Origin of the sequence: Sphingobium sp. TB-6 (genome assembly GCF_012927365.1) — a bacterium.
In the GTDB taxonomy this organism is placed as follows: Bacteria; Pseudomonadota; Alphaproteobacteria; order Sphingomonadales; family Sphingomonadaceae; genus Sphingobium.
The window spans coordinates 96,149-114,672 of record NZ_JABBGL010000010.1; the positions used below are offsets into that span (position 1 = coordinate 96,149).

9 protein-coding genes and 1 pseudogene are annotated in these 18,524 nt (G+C 62.9%); 8 read left to right on the forward strand and 2 right to left on the reverse strand.

Features of this window, described 5'->3' with window-relative positions:
• Positions 1–155: 155 nt before the first annotated feature.
• The gene (locus HHL26_RS15105) at positions 156–1,046 is read right to left on the reverse strand and encodes a 2-dehydro-3-deoxygalactonokinase (RefSeq protein WP_066559498.1); all 891 of its coding nucleotides are present in this window, start codon (positions 1,044–1,046) and stop codon (positions 156–158) included.
• Positions 1,047–1,168: 122 nt separating this feature from the next.
• Between HHL26_RS15105 and HHL26_RS15110 the strand changes: the two genes are divergently transcribed.
• From HHL26_RS15110 to HHL26_RS15140, 7 genes and pseudogenes are all read left to right on the forward strand, one after another.
• A complete protein-coding gene (locus tag HHL26_RS15110) occupies positions 1,169–2,971 on the forward strand; it encodes an IlvD/Edd family dehydratase (RefSeq protein ID WP_066559501.1) in 1,803 nt (600 codons plus the stop codon).
• A 40-nt stretch (positions 2,972–3,011) separates the two neighbouring features.
• Complete coding sequence (locus HHL26_RS15115) at positions 3,012–4,589, forward strand: aldehyde dehydrogenase (NADP(+)) (RefSeq protein WP_066559503.1); 1,578 nt, start codon at positions 3,012–3,014, stop codon at positions 4,587–4,589.
• Positions 4,586–5,509, forward strand: coding sequence for a Gfo/Idh/MocA family oxidoreductase (locus tag HHL26_RS15120; RefSeq protein WP_066559506.1), 924 nt, complete (start codon positions 4,586–4,588; stop codon positions 5,507–5,509). Before HHL26_RS15115 ends, HHL26_RS15120 begins: the two co-directional genes overlap by 4 nt.
• 17 nt (positions 5,510–5,526) lie before the next feature.
• A complete protein-coding gene (locus tag HHL26_RS15125; protein ID WP_066559509.1) occupies positions 5,527–6,282 on the forward strand; it encodes a FadR/GntR family transcriptional regulator in 756 nt (251 codons plus the stop codon).
• A gap of 412 nt (positions 6,283–6,694) precedes the next feature.
• Positions 6,695–13,897 (forward strand): Ig-like domain-containing protein, encoded by a 7,203-nt coding sequence (locus HHL26_RS15130; protein WP_240962458.1) that lies wholly within the window; start codon positions 6,695–6,697, stop codon positions 13,895–13,897.
• A 113-nt stretch (positions 13,898–14,010) separates the two neighbouring features.
• Positions 14,011–14,187 (forward strand): annotated as a pseudogene (locus HHL26_RS15135) (ArsC/Spx/MgsR family protein); the annotation flags it as partial.
• Positions 14,184–14,711 (forward strand): GNAT family N-acetyltransferase, encoded by a 528-nt coding sequence (locus HHL26_RS15140; RefSeq protein ID WP_066559525.1) that lies wholly within the window; start codon positions 14,184–14,186, stop codon positions 14,709–14,711. The pseudogene HHL26_RS15135 and the gene HHL26_RS15140, both read left to right, overlap by 4 nt.
• A gap of 234 nt (positions 14,712–14,945) precedes the next feature.
• Here HHL26_RS15140 and HHL26_RS15145 read toward each other — a convergent pair whose 3' ends face one another.
• Positions 14,946–15,821, reverse strand: coding sequence for an OmpA family protein (locus HHL26_RS15145; RefSeq protein ID WP_066559527.1), 876 nt, complete (start codon positions 15,819–15,821; stop codon positions 14,946–14,948).
• A 753-nt stretch (positions 15,822–16,574) separates the two neighbouring features.
• On the opposite strand from HHL26_RS15145, the gene groL reads away from it, so the two are divergent.
• Positions 16,575–18,200 (forward strand): chaperonin GroEL, encoded by a 1,626-nt coding sequence (groL, locus tag HHL26_RS15150; RefSeq protein ID WP_066561921.1) that lies wholly within the window; start codon positions 16,575–16,577, stop codon positions 18,198–18,200.
• The last annotated feature ends 324 nt before the right edge of the window (positions 18,201–18,524 follow it).

The following is an 18,524-nucleotide window of genomic DNA, read 5'->3' on the forward strand; positions in this document are numbered from 1 at the left end:
TTTGGCCATTTCCGTACATTTTCGAAGTTCGTCATCCCCGCGAAGGCGGGGATCCATCTCCTGACCTAACCGCTTGATGCAACGCTGGGAGATGGATTCCCGCCTTCGCGGGAATGACAAAACAGGAAGCGTCCGCCTTCCACCCAAAGCTGCCATCACACCAAACCCAGCCCGGCTAGCGAACAAGCATCGCCATCCAGCACTTGCGAGGCCAGCCCCTGTCTTCCCAGCGCCTGCGCATAGCGAACCGATAACTGGGCATCTCCGACCAACAGAATGTCATCCGCTTCTCCCAGCGTGCTGCGGATTTCCGCGATCTCGCAGCCGATGATGAGGCCGGACAGATAGCCCGTCGACCAATCCTCCGACCTGCCGCCACGCAACCGCATCGCCCGCGCGGCGAACAGCGAGGCGAGCAGCCGCCCCTCCCCTGCCCGCTCCAGCCCTTCGGCAAAGCCTGCTGCTTCCTGCGCGGGATCGGCCCGGTCAACCTTCGTCCCCAGGGTCGAGCGATCCCGCAGCAGCGCGAACAACTCCCCCGTCGGCATGGTGCGGAAGGAGACAATGCGGCCATCTTCTACCACCGACCATTTATTGTGCGTGCCGGGCAGGACGATGAGGTGCCGCCCCTGCCGCAATGCCGGTTCGCGGGCCATGGCTCCGAAAATCTGCGTTTCCTCGCCCCGCATCACATCGGGCACCCCGTCAGGACCGACGCAGGCGAGCCCGGCCATGATGCTGAGCGGCGTGCCGCGCCAGTCGAAGCGCACCGCGGCGGCGCGCCAGGCTGCGGCGTCAGCGGGGCAATCGGCATAGGGCGCCTCCACCCAGCCGTCGCGAGCGCCGGCCATGCCGCAGAGGCGTATCTCTCTGGGCGCGCCTTCCTCCAACCAAGGGGCGATGGTGGCGGCAAAGGCGGCTTCAGCTTCCTTTCCCACCGCGCCGATGCCGGGGCCGTCGCGGCGGGCCGTGACATGGCCCTGCTCCACGCGAAACAGGCGCAAGCGGCTGGTGCCCCAGTCCCCGATGACCGCATATTGGCTCATCAAATTCGTCACTAGCTCTCAAGCATCCTTGAATTTCTATTTGTCTGAGTATATCGGAGAGGCGAGCGCGTCAATGTGCCCCCAATTCGATCTGCCCTTTTCTTCGACAGGATGCCCCTTTCATGAGCGAATCGCCCAAGCCCGCCCATAAGTTGCGCAGCCGCGCCTGGTTCGACAACCCCGACAATATAGACATGACCGCGCTCTATCTGGAGCGTTATCTGAATTTCGGTCTTTCGCTGGAGGAACTGCGCAGCGGCAGGCCGATCATCGGCATCGCCCAGACCGGCAGCGACCTGTCACCCTGCAACCGTCACCATATGGTGCTGGCGGAGCGCATTCGCGAAGGCATCCGCGAAATGGGCGGGATCGCGCTGGAATTTCCGGTGCATCCGATCCAGGAAACCGGCAAGCGGCCGACGGCGGGGCTGGACCGCAACCTCGCCTATCTGGGGCTGGTCGAGGCGATCTACGGCTATCCGCTGGACGGGGTGGTGCTGACCACGGGCTGCGACAAGACGACGCCCGCGCTGCTGATGGCGGCGGCGACGGTGAATATTCCCGCGATTGCCCTGTCGGTCGGACCGATGCTCAATGGCTGGCACAAGGGCGAGCGCACCGGGTCGGGAACCATCGTGTGGCATGCGCGGCAATTGCTCGCGGCGGGCAAGATCGATGATGAGGGCTTCATCAAGCTGGTGGCGTCTTCGGCGCCCTCGACCGGCTATTGCAACACCATGGGCACGGCGACGACGATGAACTCGCTGGCCGAAGCGCTGGGCATGATGCTGCCCGGATCGGCGGCGATCCCGGCGCCCTATCGCGATCGGCAGGAGGTCGCCTATCGGACCGGCAAGCGCATTGTCGAGATGGTGGCGGAGGATCTGAAGCCTTCCGATATTTTGACGCTGGACGCCTTCCATAACGCCATTGTGGTGAACTCGGCCATTGGCGGATCGACCAATGCGCCGATCCACCTGGCCGCCATTGCGCGCCATGCCGGCATCGACCTGCCGCTCAAGGATTGGGAGACGGTCGGGCATAAGGTGCCGCTGCTGGTGAACCTCCAGCCTGCGGGCGAATATCTGGGCGAGGATTATTATCGTGCCGGTGGCGTGCCCGCCGTGGTCAGCCAGCTTATCGGGCAAGGACTGATCCGCGAGGGCGCGATGACCGTCAACGGCAAAACCATCGGCCAGAACTGCAGGGGCGTGGAGATCGAGGATGAGAAGGTCATCCGTCCGTTCAACCAGCCGCTCAAGGAAGAGGCGGGCTTTCTCGTCCTGTCGGGCAATCTGTTCGACGCGGCGGTGATGAAGACCAGCGTGATCTCCGAGGAGTTCCGCAGCCGCTATCTCTCCAACCCCAACGACCCCAATGCCTTTGAAGGTCCGGCGGTCGTGTTCGACGGGCCAGAGGATTATCACCGCCGCATTGATGATCCAGCGGTCGGCATCACGCCCGACACGCTGCTGTTCATGCGCGGCGCTGGCCCCATCGGCTATCCAGGCGCGGCGGAGGTCGTGAACATGCGGCCGCCCGCTTATCTGATCACCGAAGGCATCTCCGCCCTGCCCTGCATCGGTGACGGACGTCAGTCGGGCACGTCGGGCAGCCCCTCGATCCTCAACGCCTCGCCCGAAGCGGCGGCGATGGGTGGGCTTGCACTGCTGCGGACCGGCGACCGGGTGCGGATGGACCTCAACACCGGCACGGTGAACGTCCTCATTCCCGACGAGGAACTGGAAGCGCGCCGGGCTAAGCTGGTGGCGGAGGGCGGGTTCAAATATCCCGCCTCCCAGACCCCGTGGCAGGAAATCCAGCGCGCCGTCGTCGGCCAGATGAATACAGGCGCGATCCTCGAAGGCGCGGAGAAATATCAGCGCATCGCCCAGACCATGGGCCTGCCCCGCGACAATCATTGAAGGCCATTGGCATTAATCCCCCAATCCCGGAGTTTTTCCCATGTTCAACGGAGCCATCCTCATCGGCGCGAGCGAGCGTCAGGGCGGCGAGCCTTTCTTCGCGATCGATCCGTCGACCGGCGCGAAGGGCGAAGTCGCCTTCCGCAACGCTTCGGCCGCTGACGTAGCCGATGCCTGCACACTCGCTGACGCCGCGTTCGAGAGCTTTTCGACGCTGACGCCCGAAGCCCGCGCCGCCTTTCTGGAGGCCATGGCCGACCAGATCATCGCCATTGGCGACCTGCTGATCACGACTGCCATGAGCGAGACCGGCCTGCCCCGCGGCCGTCTGGAGGGTGAGCGCGGTCGCACCATCGGCCAGTTGCGCCTGTTCGCCGGCTATGTCCGTCAGGGCGACTGGCTGGACGCCACCATCGACCCGGCCCTGCCGGAACGCACCCCGCTGCCGCGCGGCGACCTGCGCCGCGTCAACCATGCGGTCGGCCCGGTCGCCGTGTTCGGCGCGTCCAACTTCCCCCTCGCCTTCTCGGTCGCGGGCGGCGACACGGCATCGGCCTTCGCCGCCGGTTGTCCGGTCGTGGTCAAGGGCCACCCCGCCCACCCCGGCACCGGCGAGCTGGTCGCCCGCGCCATCGCCGCCGCCGTCAAGGCCAGCGGCCTGCATGAAGGCGTGTTTTCCTACCTGCCCGGCACGACCAACGAACTGGGCGGCGCGCTGGTGGCCGATCCGCGCATCAAGGCGGTGGGCTTCACCGGATCGCGCGGCGGCGGCCTTGCTCTGATGAAGATCGCGGCGAACCGCGAGGAACCGATCCCGATCTATGCCGAAATGTCGAGCATCAACCCGGTCGTGCTGTTGCCGGGCGCGCTCGCGGCCCGCGCCGAAGCCTTGGGCAGCGCCTTCGTCGGCTCGCTGACTCTCTTTTCGGGCCAGTTCTGCACCAATCCTGGCATGGTGATCGCGCTCGACGGCCCCGATCTGGACCGCTTCATGGCTTCGGCCGCCGAAGCGCTTTCGGCCAATAGCGCGCAGGTCATGCTGACGCCGGGTATCCATGCGGCTTACGAAAAGGGCGTCGCTGCGCTGGCCGGGGCCGAGGGCGTCGCCACGCTCGCACGCGGCGCGGAACCAGAGGGCGTCAACCGGGGCCGGCACGCCCTGTTCGCCGCCAGCGGCGAGCAGTTCCGCGCCAATCCGGCGCTGGCGCATGAAGTGTTCGGTTCCTCCTCGATCCTCGTCAAATGCGCGACCATAGAGGAAGTCGTCGCCACCATCGCCCGGATGGAGGGCCAGTTGACCGCGACGCTCCAGATGGAAGACAGCGACCAGGCCGATGCCGCAAAGCTGCTGCCCACCTTGTCCCGCAAAGTCGGCCGCGTGCTCGCGAACGGCTGGCCGACCGGGGTCGAAGTGACCCATGCCATGGTGCATGGCGGTCCCTTCCCTTCGACCTCCGACGGGCGCACCACCTCGGTCGGCACACTGGCGATGATGCGCTTCCTGCGCCCGGTCTGCTATCAGGATGTGGCCGACGCGGTGCTGCCCCCTGCCTTGCAGGCCGCCAATCCGTGGAAGCTGACCCGCCGCATCGAAGGCAGGCTGGAAGTCGCGGCATGACCATCAAGGCAGGCCTTGTCGGCTTGGGCAAGATCGCCCGCGACCAGCATCTGCCCGCGATCGAAAAGATCGAGGGCATAGAGCTGGTCGCGGTTGCCAGCCGCAATGCGCTGGGCGAAGGGGTGCGCAATTATCCCGACCTTGGCGCCATGCTGCCGGGCGAGCCGGATCTCGACGCCGTGATCCTCTGCCAGCCGCCGCAGGTCCGCTATCAGGCGGCGCGGCAGGCGATATTGGCGGGCAAGCATGTCTTCCTGGAAAAGCCGCCCGGCGCGACCGTGTCCGAAGTGGAGGCGCTGATCGCGCTGGCGAAGGCGCAGAATGTCACCCTCTATGCAAGCTGGCACAGCCGCTATGCCGCCGCCGTCGCGCAGGCCAAGACGTGGATGGCTTCGCGCACCATCGAACGCATATCGATCCAGTGGCGGGAGGATGTGCGCCACTGGCATCCCGGCCAGCCCTGGATCTGGGAAGCGGGCGGCTTTGGCGTGTTCGATCCGGGCATCAATGCGCTCTCGATCCTGACCGAGATCGTGCCGGAGCCGGTGACGCTACTGTCCGCCAGTCTGGAAGTGCCCGCGAACAAGGACGCCCCCATCGGCGCCGACCTTAAAATGGCGACCGCTTCGGGCGCGCCGGTGGAGGCCGTGTTCGACTGGCGGCAGACCGGGCCGCAGACCTGGGACATCGCCGTCGAAACGGCGAATGGCAGCCTGCTGCTGTCCGAGGGCGGGAACACGCTTCGACTGGACGGAGAAGTCCAGTTGAAGGCGCCGGACGAGGAATATCCGGCCATGTATCGGCGTTTCGTCGGGCTGGTGGCGGACAAGGCGATCGATGCCGATATCGCGCCGCTGCGATTGGTGGCGGATGCCTTCCTTTGTGGGCGGCATTGCCCTACGACGGCGTTCGAGGATTGAACCGAGGGGGCTGAAAGTTGGGAAGCGGGCGCAAGGATGGGACGGAACGCAGATTTGCGCCGGACGAAAGCTCGCTCCGCATCCACCAAGCCATTGCGAAGCAGTTGGGCACCGCGATCCTGATGGGCACCCACAAGCCCGGCGACCTGTTCGAAGGGGAGATCGAGGCGTCGGAACGGCTCCAGGTCTCCCGCACCGCCTATCGCGAGGCGGTGCGCATCCTGATCGCCAAGGGCATGCTGGAAAGCCGCCCCAAGGCCGGAACCCGCGTGCTGCCGCGCGCCCGCTGGAATGTGCTGGACCCCGAAATGCTCGCCTGGATGTTCGCGGGCGAGCCGGACCGCGATTTCATCCGCGATCTGTTCGAACTGCGCGGCGTGATCGAACCGGCGGCGGCCGAATTCGCGGCGCGGCGGCGGACTGATGAGCAATTGGCCGTCATGGCGCAGGCACTGGAGGATATGGAAAGCCATGGCCTCTCCACGCCAGAGGGCCGGGCGGCGGACCAGCGCTTTCACAACGCGATCCTCGCCGCGACGCATAATGACGCGCTCGCCGCGCTGGCAAGCTCAGTGGGGGCGGCGGTGAGCTGGACCACCACCTTCAAGCATCGCAAGAAACTCCTGCCCCGCGACCCACTGCCCGATCACAAGGCGGTCTGTCAGGCCATCGCCAGCCGCGACACTGCGGCCGCGCGCAACAGCATGGTGGAATTGCTGCGGCTGGCGATGGCCGACATGGACAGTGTCCTCGCTGAACCCGGCAGGGATTGAGGGTTCGTCCAAGGGCTGCGCCAGGGTCTGCCGCCAACGGATAATCCGGCTTGCCAGCCTTTGCCGGGAACAGGGCGGCGGTACGTGGCATGCCCCCTCCCCTGGCTGTGCGATGAGCCGCGCTGTCGAGCAAGTGGGCCATGCGCTGTATCAGAGCAGTGATCCGTGCCGCGATTAAACTGGATCAACTTCCCTATATGGATAGAAACATTATGATATGTTTATAGACATATATCTAATGATATAAATGACCCGTTTTGATACTTATGCTTTACTCCAACCGCATTGAAAATGACAAATTTCTACTTCATCTTCCCCTAGGGCTTACCAAAGAAATATGTCGATTCGGGCATATTCTTAACGCGTTGGGTATGTGTCGGGCGCTGAGCCGCCCATGTGGGGGGGCATTGTCATGGCAGGTGCAAGCGGTACGACCATTTTGAACGGCGGGACCGGCAGCGACAATCTCGTCGGCGGATCGGGCGACGACTTCCTGGATGGCGGCGCGGGGAACGACACGCTGAACGGCGGGTCCGGCAGCGACACGCTCGATGGCGGCGCCGGCATCGATCGCGTCCTGGGCGGATCGGGGGCAGACACGCTGATCTACAAGGCATTCGAAAATCAGTGGCTCAGCGGGTCCAGCTATTCCAGCGGCGCCGTTTCCGGCGGAACCTATATGGGCACGTCGAGCGGCACGGGATATTCGGGCTATGACTATTATGACGGCGGGTCGGGCTCGTCCAAGCTGGGCACGCAAAATGTCGCTGATGTGGACAAGCTGCAAATCTGGCTGAGCCCGACGCAACTTGCCGACGCGGCGATCCGCGCAGAGATCGACTATGTCCAGAACATCTGGATCCCGGCGCAGAAGAACGCGAATACCGGCCAGACCGGGCCTGCCATCTATCAATTCAAGACGATCAACCTGCAGATTTCCCAGGTTGAAACCATCGACATTCGGAACTTCAACGGAAGCACCGATATAATCGGCCCTAAGCTTATCTCCGTGACGATGAGCGACACGGCGCTGAAGATCGGCGATACGTCGACGGTGACGGTCACCTTCTCCGAAGCGGTGACCTTCGACAATAGCGACGTGACGGTGGAGCATGGAACGCTCTCGACCTTCACCAGCAGCCCGGACGGCAAGGTCTGGACAGCGACTTTCACGCCGACGGCGAATATCGAGGACAGCTCGAACGTCGTGACGGTGGGGCCGAACTATACCGACATTGCAGGCAATGCGGGCACCGGCGGGACGAGCGCCAATTACGCGATAGACACCAAGGCGCCGACCCTGTCGATCACCGATGATGAAGCCGCGGCGGTCGCCAACAATGCTGGCGGCGCGGTGGTATTCACCTTCACCTTCAGCGAAAATGTGACGGGGTTCGCGGCAGGCGACATCACTGTCACCGGCGGCACCGCCGGAACGTTCACGGCGATCAATGGGCAGAGCTATACGCTGTCGGTCACGCCGGACGCCGACAGCCAGTCGGGGACGATCGCTGTCTCCGTCGCCGACGGCGCTGCCGTGGATGGTGCGGGCAACCCCATCATCGGAGCAAGCGCCAGCCAGAATTACGATACAAAGAACCCGACCGTGACCGACGTGACGGTCAGCGATGCGCTGATCGCGGACAATGATGCTGGTTCGATTTTCACGGTGACGGTGACCTTCAGCGAGGCGATGGACCAGAGCGTCGATCCGACGCTGAGCTTTGCTCCCGCCATGGGCGCCACCCTCACGCCTGGATCGGGCGGCTGGGTCAACGCGACCACCTATCAGGCGCACTATGCCGTCGCGGACGGCAATGTCGATCATGACAGCGTGACCATCGACGTCAGCGGCGCCCGGGACTTGGCGGGCAATCTGCAGGACGACTATGCCCCGCAGAGCGAGTTTGCGGTGGATACGCTCAATCCGACCGTGACCGTCGGCTTTGCCGGGACGGCGCTCAGCGACGGCACCGCCAGTTCGCAGGTAAACTTCGTCTTCAGCGAGGCGCCGGTCGGCTTTGCCCAGGGCGACATCAGCGCGACCCACGGCGCCATCAGCAATCTGGTGATGGACGACGCCACCCATTATCACGCCACCTTCACCGCCGATGACGGCTTTAGCGGCACTGGCTCGGTGACGGTCGACGCGGCCAGGTTCACCGATGCGGCGCTCAACGGCAATGCGGCGGCCACCCCGGCAACGATCGATATCGACACGCTCAATCCCACTCTTGTATCGGTGACGATGAGCGACACGGCCCTGAAGATTGGGGACACGTCGACGGTGACGGTCACCTTCTCCGAGAAGGTGCTGGACTTCGACAACAACGACGTGACGGTGGAGCATGGGACGCTCTCGACCTTCACCAGCCTGGACGGCAAGGTCTGGACCGCGACCTTCACGCCGACCGCGAATATCGAGGACAGCTCGAATGTCGTGACGGTGGGGCCGAACTATACCGACCTGGCGGGCAATGCGGGCAGCGGCGGGACGAGCGCCAATTATGCGATCGACACCAAGGCGCCAACCCTGTCGATCACCGATGATGAAGCCGCGGCGGTCGCCAACAATGCAGGCGGCGCGGTGGTGTTCACTTTCACGTTCAGCGAGGATGTCACCGGCTTTACCACCGATGACATCACCGTCACCGGCGGGACGGCGGGCACGTTCACGGCGATCGACGGCCACAGCTATACGCTGTCGGTCACGCCGGACGCCAATAACCAGGCAGGAACCATCGGCGTTTCCGTGGCGAACGGCGCCGCCACGGATGGCGCGGGCAACCCCATCATCGGATCGAGCGCCAGCCAGAATTACGATACAAAGAACCCGACCGTGACCGACGTGACGGTCAGCGATGCGCTGATCGCGGACAATGATGCTGGTTCGATTTTCACGGTGACGGTGACCTTCAGCGAGGCGATGGACCAGAGCGTCGATCCGACGCTGAGCTTTGCTCCCGCCATGGGCGCCACCCTCACGCCTGGATCGGGCGGCTGGGTCAACGCGACCACCTATCAGGCGCACTATGCCGTCGCGGACGGCAATGTCGATCATGACAGCGTGACCATCGACGTCAGCGGCGCCCGGGACTTGGCGGGCAATCTGCAGGACGACTATGCCCCGCAGAGCGAGTTTGCGGTGGATACGCTCAATCCGACCGTGACCGTCGGCTTTGCCGGGACGGCGCTCAGCGACGGCACCGCCAGTTCGCAGGTAAACTTCGTCTTCAGCGAGGCGCCGGTCGGCTTTGCCCAGGGCGACATCAGCGCGAGCCATGGCGCCATCAGCAATCTGGTGATGGACGACGCCACCCATTATCACGCCACCTTCACCGCCGATGACGGCTTTAGCGGCACGGGCTCGGTGACGGTCGACGCGGCCAGGTTCACCGATGCGGCGCTCAACGGCAATGCGGCGGCCACCCCCGCGACGATCGATATCGACACGCTCAATCCCACTCTTGTGTCGGTGACGATGAGCGACACGGCCCTGAAGATTGGGGACACGTCGACGGTGACGGTCGCCTTCTCCGAAGCGGTGACGGGCTTCGACAACAGCGATGTGACGGTGGAGCATGGGACGCTCTCGACCTTCACCAGCCTGGACGGCAAGGTCTGGACCGCGACCTTCACGCCGACCGCGAATATCGAGGACAGCTCGAATGTCGTGACGGTGGGGTCGGGCTATACCGACCTGGCGGGCAATGCGGGCAGCGGCGGGACGAGCGCCAATTATGCGATCGACACCAAGGCGCCAACCCTGTCGATCACCGATGATGAAGCCGCGGCGGTCGCCAACAATGCTGGCGGCGCGGTGGTGTTCACTTTCACCTTCAGCGAGAATGTGACGGGCTTTACCGCCAGCGACATCACCGTCACCGGCGGGACGGCGGGCACGTTCACGGCGGTCAATGGCCACAGCTACACGCTGTCGGTCATGCCGAACGCCGACAGCCAGTCGGGGACGATCGCCGTCTCCGTGGCCGATGGGGCTGCCACCGATCTTGCCGGCAACGCGGTCACCGGCGCCAGCGCCAGCCAGAATTATGATACGCTCAACCCCACCGTGACCGTCGGCTTTGCCGGGACGGCGCTCAGCGACGGCACCGCCAGTTCGCAGGTGAACTTCGTCTTCAGCGAGGCGCCGGTCGGCTTTGCCCAGGGTGACATCAGCGCGAGCCACGGCGCCATCAGCAATCTGGTGATGGACGACGCCACCCATTATCACGCCACCTTCACCGCCGATGACGGCTTTAGCGGCACGGGCTCGGTGACGGTCGACGCGGCCAGGTTCACCGATGCGGCGCTCAACGACAATGCGGCGGCCACCCCCGCGACGATCGATATCGACACGCTCAATCCCACTCTTGTGTCGGTGACGATGAGCGACACGGCCCTGAAGATTGGGGACACGTCGACGGTGACGGTCGCCTTCTCCGAAGCGGTGACCGGGTTCGACAACAGCGACGTGACGGTGGAGCATGGGACGCTCTCGACCTTCACCAGCCTGGACGGCAAGGTCTGGACCGCGACCTTCACGCCGACCGCGAATATCGAGGACAGCTCGAATGTCGTGACGGTGGGGCCGAACTATACCGACCTGGCGGGCAATGCGGGCAGCGGCGGGACGAGCGCCAATTATGCGATCGACACCAAGGCGCCAACCCTGTCGATCACCGATGATGAAGCCGCGGCGGTCGCCAACAATGCTGGCGGCGCGGTGGTGTTCACTTTCACCTTCAGCGAGGATGTCACCGGCTTTACCACCGATGACATCACCGTCACCGGCGGGACGGCGGGCACGTTCACGGCGATCGACGGCCACAGCTATACGCTGTCGGTCACGCCGGACGCCAATAACCAGGCAGGAACCATCGCTGTCTCCGTCGCCGACGGCGCTGCCGTGGATGGTGCGGGCAACCCCATCATCGGATCGAGCGCCAGCCAGAATTACGACACCCTCAATCCGACTCTTGCGTCGGTGACGATGAGTGACAGCGCTCTCAAGATTGGCGATACGTCCATTGTGACGGTGACCTTTTCCGAAGCGGTGACCGGGTTCGACAACAGCGACGTGACGGTGGAGCATGGGACGCTCTCGACCTTCACCAGCCTGGACGGCAAGGTCTGGACAGCGACTTTCACGCCGACGGCGAATATCGAGGATGATTCGAACGTCGTGACGGTGGGGTCGGGCTATACCGACCTTGCGGGCAATGCGGGCACCGGCGGGACGAGCGCCAATTACGAGATAGACACCAAGGCGCCGACCCTGTCGATCACCGATGATGAAGCCGCGGCAGTCGCCAACAATGCTGGCGGCGCGGTGGTGTTCACCTTCACCTTCAGCGAGAATGTGACGGGCTTTACCGCCAGCGACATCACCGTCACCGGCGGGACGGCGGGCACGTTCACGGCGGTCAATGGCCACAGCTACACGCTGTCGGTCACGCCGGACGCCAATAACCAGGCAGGAACGATCGGCGTTTCCGTGGCGAACGGCGCCGCGATGGATGGCGCGGGTAACCCCATCATCGGAGCCAGCGCCAGCCAGAATTATGATACGAAGAACCCGACAGTAGCTGTAAACATCATCGATGCTTCTTTGGATAATAACGATCCCAGTTCCCAGGTGACCTTCACATTTTCCGAAACGCCGGTTGGATTTGGATCCGGCGATATAAGTGCGGTCGGCGGCACGATAAGCAACTTCCAGTCTACGGCCGATCCGCTGGTCTATACCGCGACATACACCAAAACTGCCGGCTTTACCGGGACTGGCAGCGTATCGGTGGGTTCGACGCTCTATACGGATGCGGCGCTCAATCCGGGCGCTCCGGGATCGGACACCGTGGCGGTCAGCAGTGGAGATACGACATCACCGGGCATCACTTCTATTACAGGCCTTCAGGGCAATAATAATCAAAACAGCAAGTTGATCATTACGTTCAACGAAGCGATGAACACGTCGTTCTTCGATGCTTCGAAAATTCACCTTGCCGCCGCCACCGGAACCGCCTCAATCGTGACAGGAACCGGGGCATGGTCATCGAACAACACTGTGTTCACGATCGAGGTCGCCAAAACGAATGGCGCCAATAACGGCACATCCTATACTGCAGCCATCGATGCGGGCGCGTTCAAGGATGTCGCAGGCAATTTAAGCAATGCTGCACAGGCAAGCGGCCTGAAACCGGCGGGCGTCGCGGGAGCGCCGATCAACCTTGGCCTCTCCTCTCCGGCCGACCAGGCGGGCGATGTTCTCGTCACCGTCACCCACATGCCCGACGACTGGGCGCTGAACGGCGGCACCCGCAATGCTGACGGCAGCTGGACCGTCCTGACCGCCGATCCGCGCGCACTGTCCGTCACCACGCCTTCCACCTTCGCGGGCGCCATGGTGCTGGATGTCGCGATGAGCTGGACGCAGGCAGACGGGGCCATGGCGACCATGCATATCGCTGACAATGTCGAGGCCTATGCCCCCGGCAACCCGATCTTCGCCTGGTCGGGCGACGACACGCTGACCGGATCGGCGCAAGCGGACATCTTCGTGTTCGCTCAGCCGATCGGCGCCGATCAGGTACATGATTTCGATATCGGAGCCGACCGGATCGATCTGATCGGCTATGCCGGGATCGGTGATTTTTCCGGCGTGCTCGCGCATCTTGCGGAGGACGCATCGGGCAATGCGCTGCTCACCTTGGCGGAAGGGCAGACGATCACGCTTCAGGGCGTGACGGCGGCGGCGCTGACGACGGCAAACTTCCTGTTCGACGAAACGCCTGTGGTCAGCAATTCCGGCGTCATGACTATCGGCAACGGGGCAATGCTTCCCTTGAGCGGCACGATCGTCAACAGCGGCGTGATCAGCCTTGAATCGACGGGCGACACGACATTGCTGCAGCTTATCCAATATGGCACGACGCTTCAGGGCGGCGGCCATGTGGTGCTGAGCGACGATGGCGGCAATGTCATCAGTGGAACGCTGCCGTCCGTCACGCTGAACAATGTGGACAACATCATATCTGGCGCGGGCGAGATCGGCGCGGGCACGCTGACCCTCATCAATGGTGGCTCGATCATCGCCGACGGAACCCATGGGCTTGTGCTCGACACGGGAACCAATATGATCAGCAACAGCGGAATCATCGCAGCCACGGGCAGCGGTGGCCTGACGGTGGTCAGCGCGATCGACAATGAAGGTCTGATCCAGCTCAACTCCAGCCATGCGGTGCTGGTCGGGGATGTAAGCGGTAGCGGCGATGTGGTGCTGTCGGGCACCGCGACGGTCGAATTCGGCGGTCACGTGACATCCGACATCGTGGTCGATGCGGGGGCGACTGGCCTGATCCTGTTCGATGACAGCATCTCTTTCAGCGGGACGATCGCGGGACTGGACAGCGATGATCGCGTCGACCTTTCAGACCTGGCGTTCGATGCGGCGACCATGCTGAGCTATGCTGCCAATGATACAGGGACCGGCGGGGTGCTGACGGTGACCAGCGGAGCCGACGTCGCGCATCTGACGCTGATCGGCAGCTATCATGCCGAAGATTTCGGCCTGTGGTCCGACGGGCATTCGGGAACGCTGATCAGTTTCGGCTGATCTGGGTCTCTTCGAAATTCCGATGGCATTTCCCGCCGGGACCATCATGATCGGTTACATGAGCACCATGGCAGCGCCATGGTGCTCATGCGTTTTCCCGATGAACCAAGAGAGCCTTGATCGACGCGATGATGGAGCACCCCATTCTCATCAATCGTCCGCTGGTGGTGTCACAGCTGAGCGTTAAGCTCTGCCGCTCATCCGAGGCGGTTCTGGATCTCCTCCCATCCCCGCAGTCCGCCCCTTTCGTGAAGGAGGATGGCGAAGCCGTGAAGGCGACGCGGCGATGACCATCGTCATTCGTCCGGCCAGGATCGCGGACGCGGCTTCGATCGCCGCGATTTATGCTTATCATGTACTGCATGGCACGGCGACTTATGAGACCGTTCCGCCCTCCGTCGCTGATACCGAGGCGAAAATCAGGAACCTGGCCGGACGCGGCTGGCCCTTTCTGGTCGCCTACATCAATGCGGAGGTCGTTGGCTATTGCTATGCGACGCAGTTTCGGGACCGGCCCGCCTACGCCTTTGCGTGCGAGGACAGCATCTATGTCGCCCATGACCGCCTGGGCGCCGGGATCGGCCGCGCCTTGCTCCGGGCCTTGATCGATGCCGCCACAATTTCCGGCTTTCGCCAGATGGTCGCGGTCGTCGGAGGCGCGGAGCCGGCGTCCGTGGCGCTGCATGCATCCTGCGGCTTCCACCAGGTCGGACGCCTGGCCGCTATGGGCTGGAAAGCCGGAAAATGGCTGGACACCGTCTATATGCAGATCGCGCTGGGCGACGGTTCCACGACGCCTCCCCCTTCCGCCTGATCGGAGATCCGGCCATGACCCTGTTCGAACGATATCTCACCTTGTGAGCGGCCCTTTGCATGGGCGCGGCATCGGCGTGACGCGCGTCGTGCCCGTGGTCGTCGCACAGCTTGTTCGGTCCGCCATGTTACGGCGCAACCATGCCGCGCTCGATGCGCTGCCACTTAACTGTGGTCACGACCCGGCAATGCCAAGCCGGGGAAATGGGGTGGGGCAAAGCCCACCCCGCCCGTCTCACAGACCGTCTACGGCCTTGCTGACAAGAATATTCACCGCAACGCGGCGGTTCTGCGCCTTGCCTTCAACAGTATCATTGCTCGCCACAGGGTCCGCTTCGGACATCCCGGTGGGGGTCAGCATGCGATAGGGTTTCCAGCCGCAGGCTTGCTGCAGGTAATTGATGACGCGACCGGCTCGCTTTTCGCTAAGCTGCTGGTTATATTCATAGTCTCCCGTCGAATCCGTGTAACCGACGACAAGCAGCAGGGCGTTGCTCATCCCTTCGGCAGTGGTCGCCGCGGCGCAGAGCTCGTTTTTCGCCTGAGCGGACAGCACCGCCTTGCCAGTGTCGAAATTCACGTTCGTCGTGCTTTTGATATTATACTGGTCGATCTCACCCATGCGACCGCGCAGCGCCGCCGTTGCCGCAGTCTGTTCGGCAAAGCCCTGCTCGGTGCCGTTTTGGATCATCGACGCAGTCCGGAGATCCTTGTTCTGCAGATTGATCTGGCTCGCCACCAGGCCGCCATCCGATTGCAGCGTCTTGACCGTCACCGGCACACCGTTGAGCAGCGAGGTCGCGGCAAGCCTGCTGCGGTTGAGGCCGAAAAAGCCCTTGCTGGCGCTGATCTTGGTGGCATCGTTGATGACGATGACGGACTTGGTGCCGTCGGCCGCCGTGACCTGCATCTTGTCGCCGCTGCGCGCGGAAATGATGCCCTTGATCTCCGGCCCTGCGGCCAGCTTAGCCGGAGGCAAATAGGCGGTCGCCGAAACGTCGGCGGCAGGCGCGGGCGCGTCCTGCGTCTGCGCGGACAAACTGCCCGAAGATGCCCCGGAAAGTAGGGCAAGCATTAAGAGAAATTTCGGGCTTTTGGAAATGACACTCATCACGCTACTCCTTCAAAATTCGACCAGTCGGGCCTGCGTGACCGCAGCTTTTCGTCCGACTGCCGCCCGCGTGATGGCGTATTCAGCTGTCAGAACCCCCTCCATTTACCTTCGTAAGATGTACGGCACGGCGCTGCGGATGAGCGCCATGGATGTTCTGCCTGTTCAGATTAACCTTTCTGCCACATGAACAGGCCGCTCACGCCGGTGCTTGTGCAGGCAATAGGAGTGCATCGTGCGACGAACCGATGCAGACCATGCAGACCATGCCGGGCAAACGAATGTTCATGCGTGGTAGAGTTACCCAATAGATTTTGGAGAGATTGTCCTCAATTGACAACCATTTGTTCCAAAGAAAGCAGTACTGAGTTCCCGGCCAAAATTCGACAGTCCACGATTTTTCCTTTCGAAACATTCATTTGGTGCCGTCTTGGCATCTGCTTTCGGCGCCTTGAACCGGTCCTGCCCACCCGAATCGGGAATCCAAGCCGGGATTTGAGCGATCTCCCATTCAAAGCAACGAGGCAGATCCGAGGTTCCGGAACGATCAGGGAGTCCGTCATGAAGCGCGTCGACCAGCCCGCAACAATTCTTGCGCGGGGTAGAGCTTGTTATTGATTAACGCAGGGCGCATATCAGGGTCATTGGCACTCTTGTTGGAGACTGCCAGCTCGCAAATTGGTAGCGCTGGCTTCCGCTTGTGAAAGCGACGATTTAGTCGCGGACCAGCGCCAGGAAAGTCGGACCCAAGCCATGACAGCCAAAGACGTGAAATTGGCGCACGAAGCCCGTGAAGGCATCGCGCGCGGCGTCGACATCCTTGCCAATGCCGTGCGCGTGACGCTTGGCCCAAAGGGGCGCAACGTCCTTATCGACAGGGGCTTCGGCGCGCCCCGGATCACCAAGGACGGCGTCACCGTCGCCAAGGAATTGGAATTCAATAACAAGTTCGAGAATATGGGCGCGCAGATGATCCGCGCCGTCGCGTCCAGGGCGCATGATCATGCTGGAGACGGCACCACGACGGCGACCGTCCTCGCCCAGGCGATCGTTCAGGAGGGGATGAAGTCGGTATCGGCCGGCATCGATCCAATGGACCTCAAACGGGGCATCGACCTGGCCGTCACCGCCGTCGTTGCCGAACTCAAGGCCCGGTCCAAGCCGGTGTCGAACAATCAGGAAATCGCACAGGTCGGCATCGTGTCGGCCAATGGCGATGAGATCGTCGGCAACCGGATTGCCGAGGCGATGGAGAAGGTCGGCAAGGAAGGCGTCATCACCATCGAGGAAGGGGCGAGCGTCGAGTTCGAACTGGATGTGGTCGAGGGAATGCAGTTCGATCGCGGCTATCTGTCGCCCTATTTCGTTACGAACAGCGAGAAGATGGCGGTCGAACTGGAAGACCCCGTCATTCTGATCCACGAAAAGAAGATGAGCAATGTGCAGGCGATGCTGCCCATATTGGAAGCGGTCGCGCAAGCGCACCGTTCGCTGCTCATCATTGCCGAGGATATCGAAGGGGATGCGCTGTCGACGCTGGTCGTCAACAAGCTGCGCGGGGGACTGAAGGTCGCTGCGGTCAAGGCGCCGGGCTTTGGCGATCGCCGCAAGGCGATGCTGGAGGATCTGGCCATATTGACGGCAAGCGACGTGGTGACCGAGGATCTTGGCATCAAATTGGAGGATGTCACGCTGGACAGGCTGGGTACGGCCAAGCGCGTGACGATCGCGAAGGATCACACGACGATCGTCGACGGCGCCGGCAGTCCGGAAGTCATCAAGGCCCGCGTCGCGGCGCTCCAGGCACAGATCGAAACCACCACGAGCGATTATGACCGGGAAAAGCTGCAAGAACGTCTTGCGAAGCTGTCCGGTGGCGTCGCCGTCATCAAGGTCGGCGGGTCATCCGAACTGGAGGTCAAGGAACGCAAGGATCGAGTGGAGGACGCTCTGCACGCGACCCGCGCAGCGGTGGAGGAAGGCATATTGCCCGGCGGCGGCACCGCGCTCCTTTATGCGTCGAAAGCGCTGGACGGCCTTGTCCCCGTCAATGACGACCAGCGGCGCGGCATCGACATCATCCGCAGGGCACTGCAGGCGCCGCTCCGCCAGATCGCGGAGAATGCCGGACATGATGGCGGCGTGGTTGTAGGTCGATTGCTGGACGGGAAAGACGAAAATCTGGGCTTCAACGCGCAGAGCGAGCAATATGAGAATCTCTTCCAGTCCGGCGTCATCGATCCCACCAAGGTTGTCCGCACCGCCTTGCAGGATGCGGCCTCCATTGCCGGGTTGCTGATCACCACCGAAGCGGCGGTTGCCGAACTGGGAACCGACAGCCGCGGCCCGCAAGCCATGGCTTCCGGCGCGGGATTCTAGAGCATCGTGTGCAAAAGTGGGAACCGGTTTTGCGCGAAAAACGATGCGACAACAAAGAACTAGAGCGCGTGCCCTGCGTCCAATTTAACGCAGCGCGCTCTAGCGGCTTCGATCCCGTGGGCTGCATCGATCCGGCACCCTGACGAATAGATGCACGCCGACCGGAAGTTTCGTGTTAGAATTCGTCATCACGCCGATCATGCCGCAGGCATGTTGTGACAGAGAGACCATCGCGCTCCCGCCTGCAAACGGGAGATAGAGCAATGTCTGATGATCCGACCCCTAGCCGCCCTGCCGATGCGACGGCGTCATGACGATCCGCAC

Coding starts and splice junctions, on each gene's coding strand:
- HHL26_RS15105 (WP_066559498.1), bottom strand. CDS start 1,046: ATGAGCCAATATGCGGTCATCGGGGACTGGGGCACCAGCCGCTTGCGC.
- HHL26_RS15110 (WP_066559501.1), top strand. CDS start 1,169: ATGAGCGAATCGCCCAAGCCCGCCCATAAGTTGCGCAGCCGCGCCTGG.
- HHL26_RS15115 (WP_066559503.1), top strand. CDS start 3,012: ATGTTCAACGGAGCCATCCTCATCGGCGCGAGCGAGCGTCAGGGCGGC.
- HHL26_RS15120 (WP_066559506.1), top strand. CDS start 4,586: ATGACCATCAAGGCAGGCCTTGTCGGCTTGGGCAAGATCGCCCGCGAC.
- HHL26_RS15130 (WP_240962458.1), top strand. CDS start 6,695: ATGGCAGGTGCAAGCGGTACGACCATTTTGAACGGCGGGACCGGCAGC.
- HHL26_RS15140 (WP_066559525.1), top strand. CDS start 14,184: ATGACCATCGTCATTCGTCCGGCCAGGATCGCGGACGCGGCTTCGATC.
- HHL26_RS15145 (WP_066559527.1), bottom strand. CDS start 15,821: ATGAGTGTCATTTCCAAAAGCCCGAAATTTCTCTTAATGCTTGCCCTA.
- groL (WP_066561921.1), top strand. CDS start 16,575: ATGACAGCCAAAGACGTGAAATTGGCGCACGAAGCCCGTGAAGGCATC.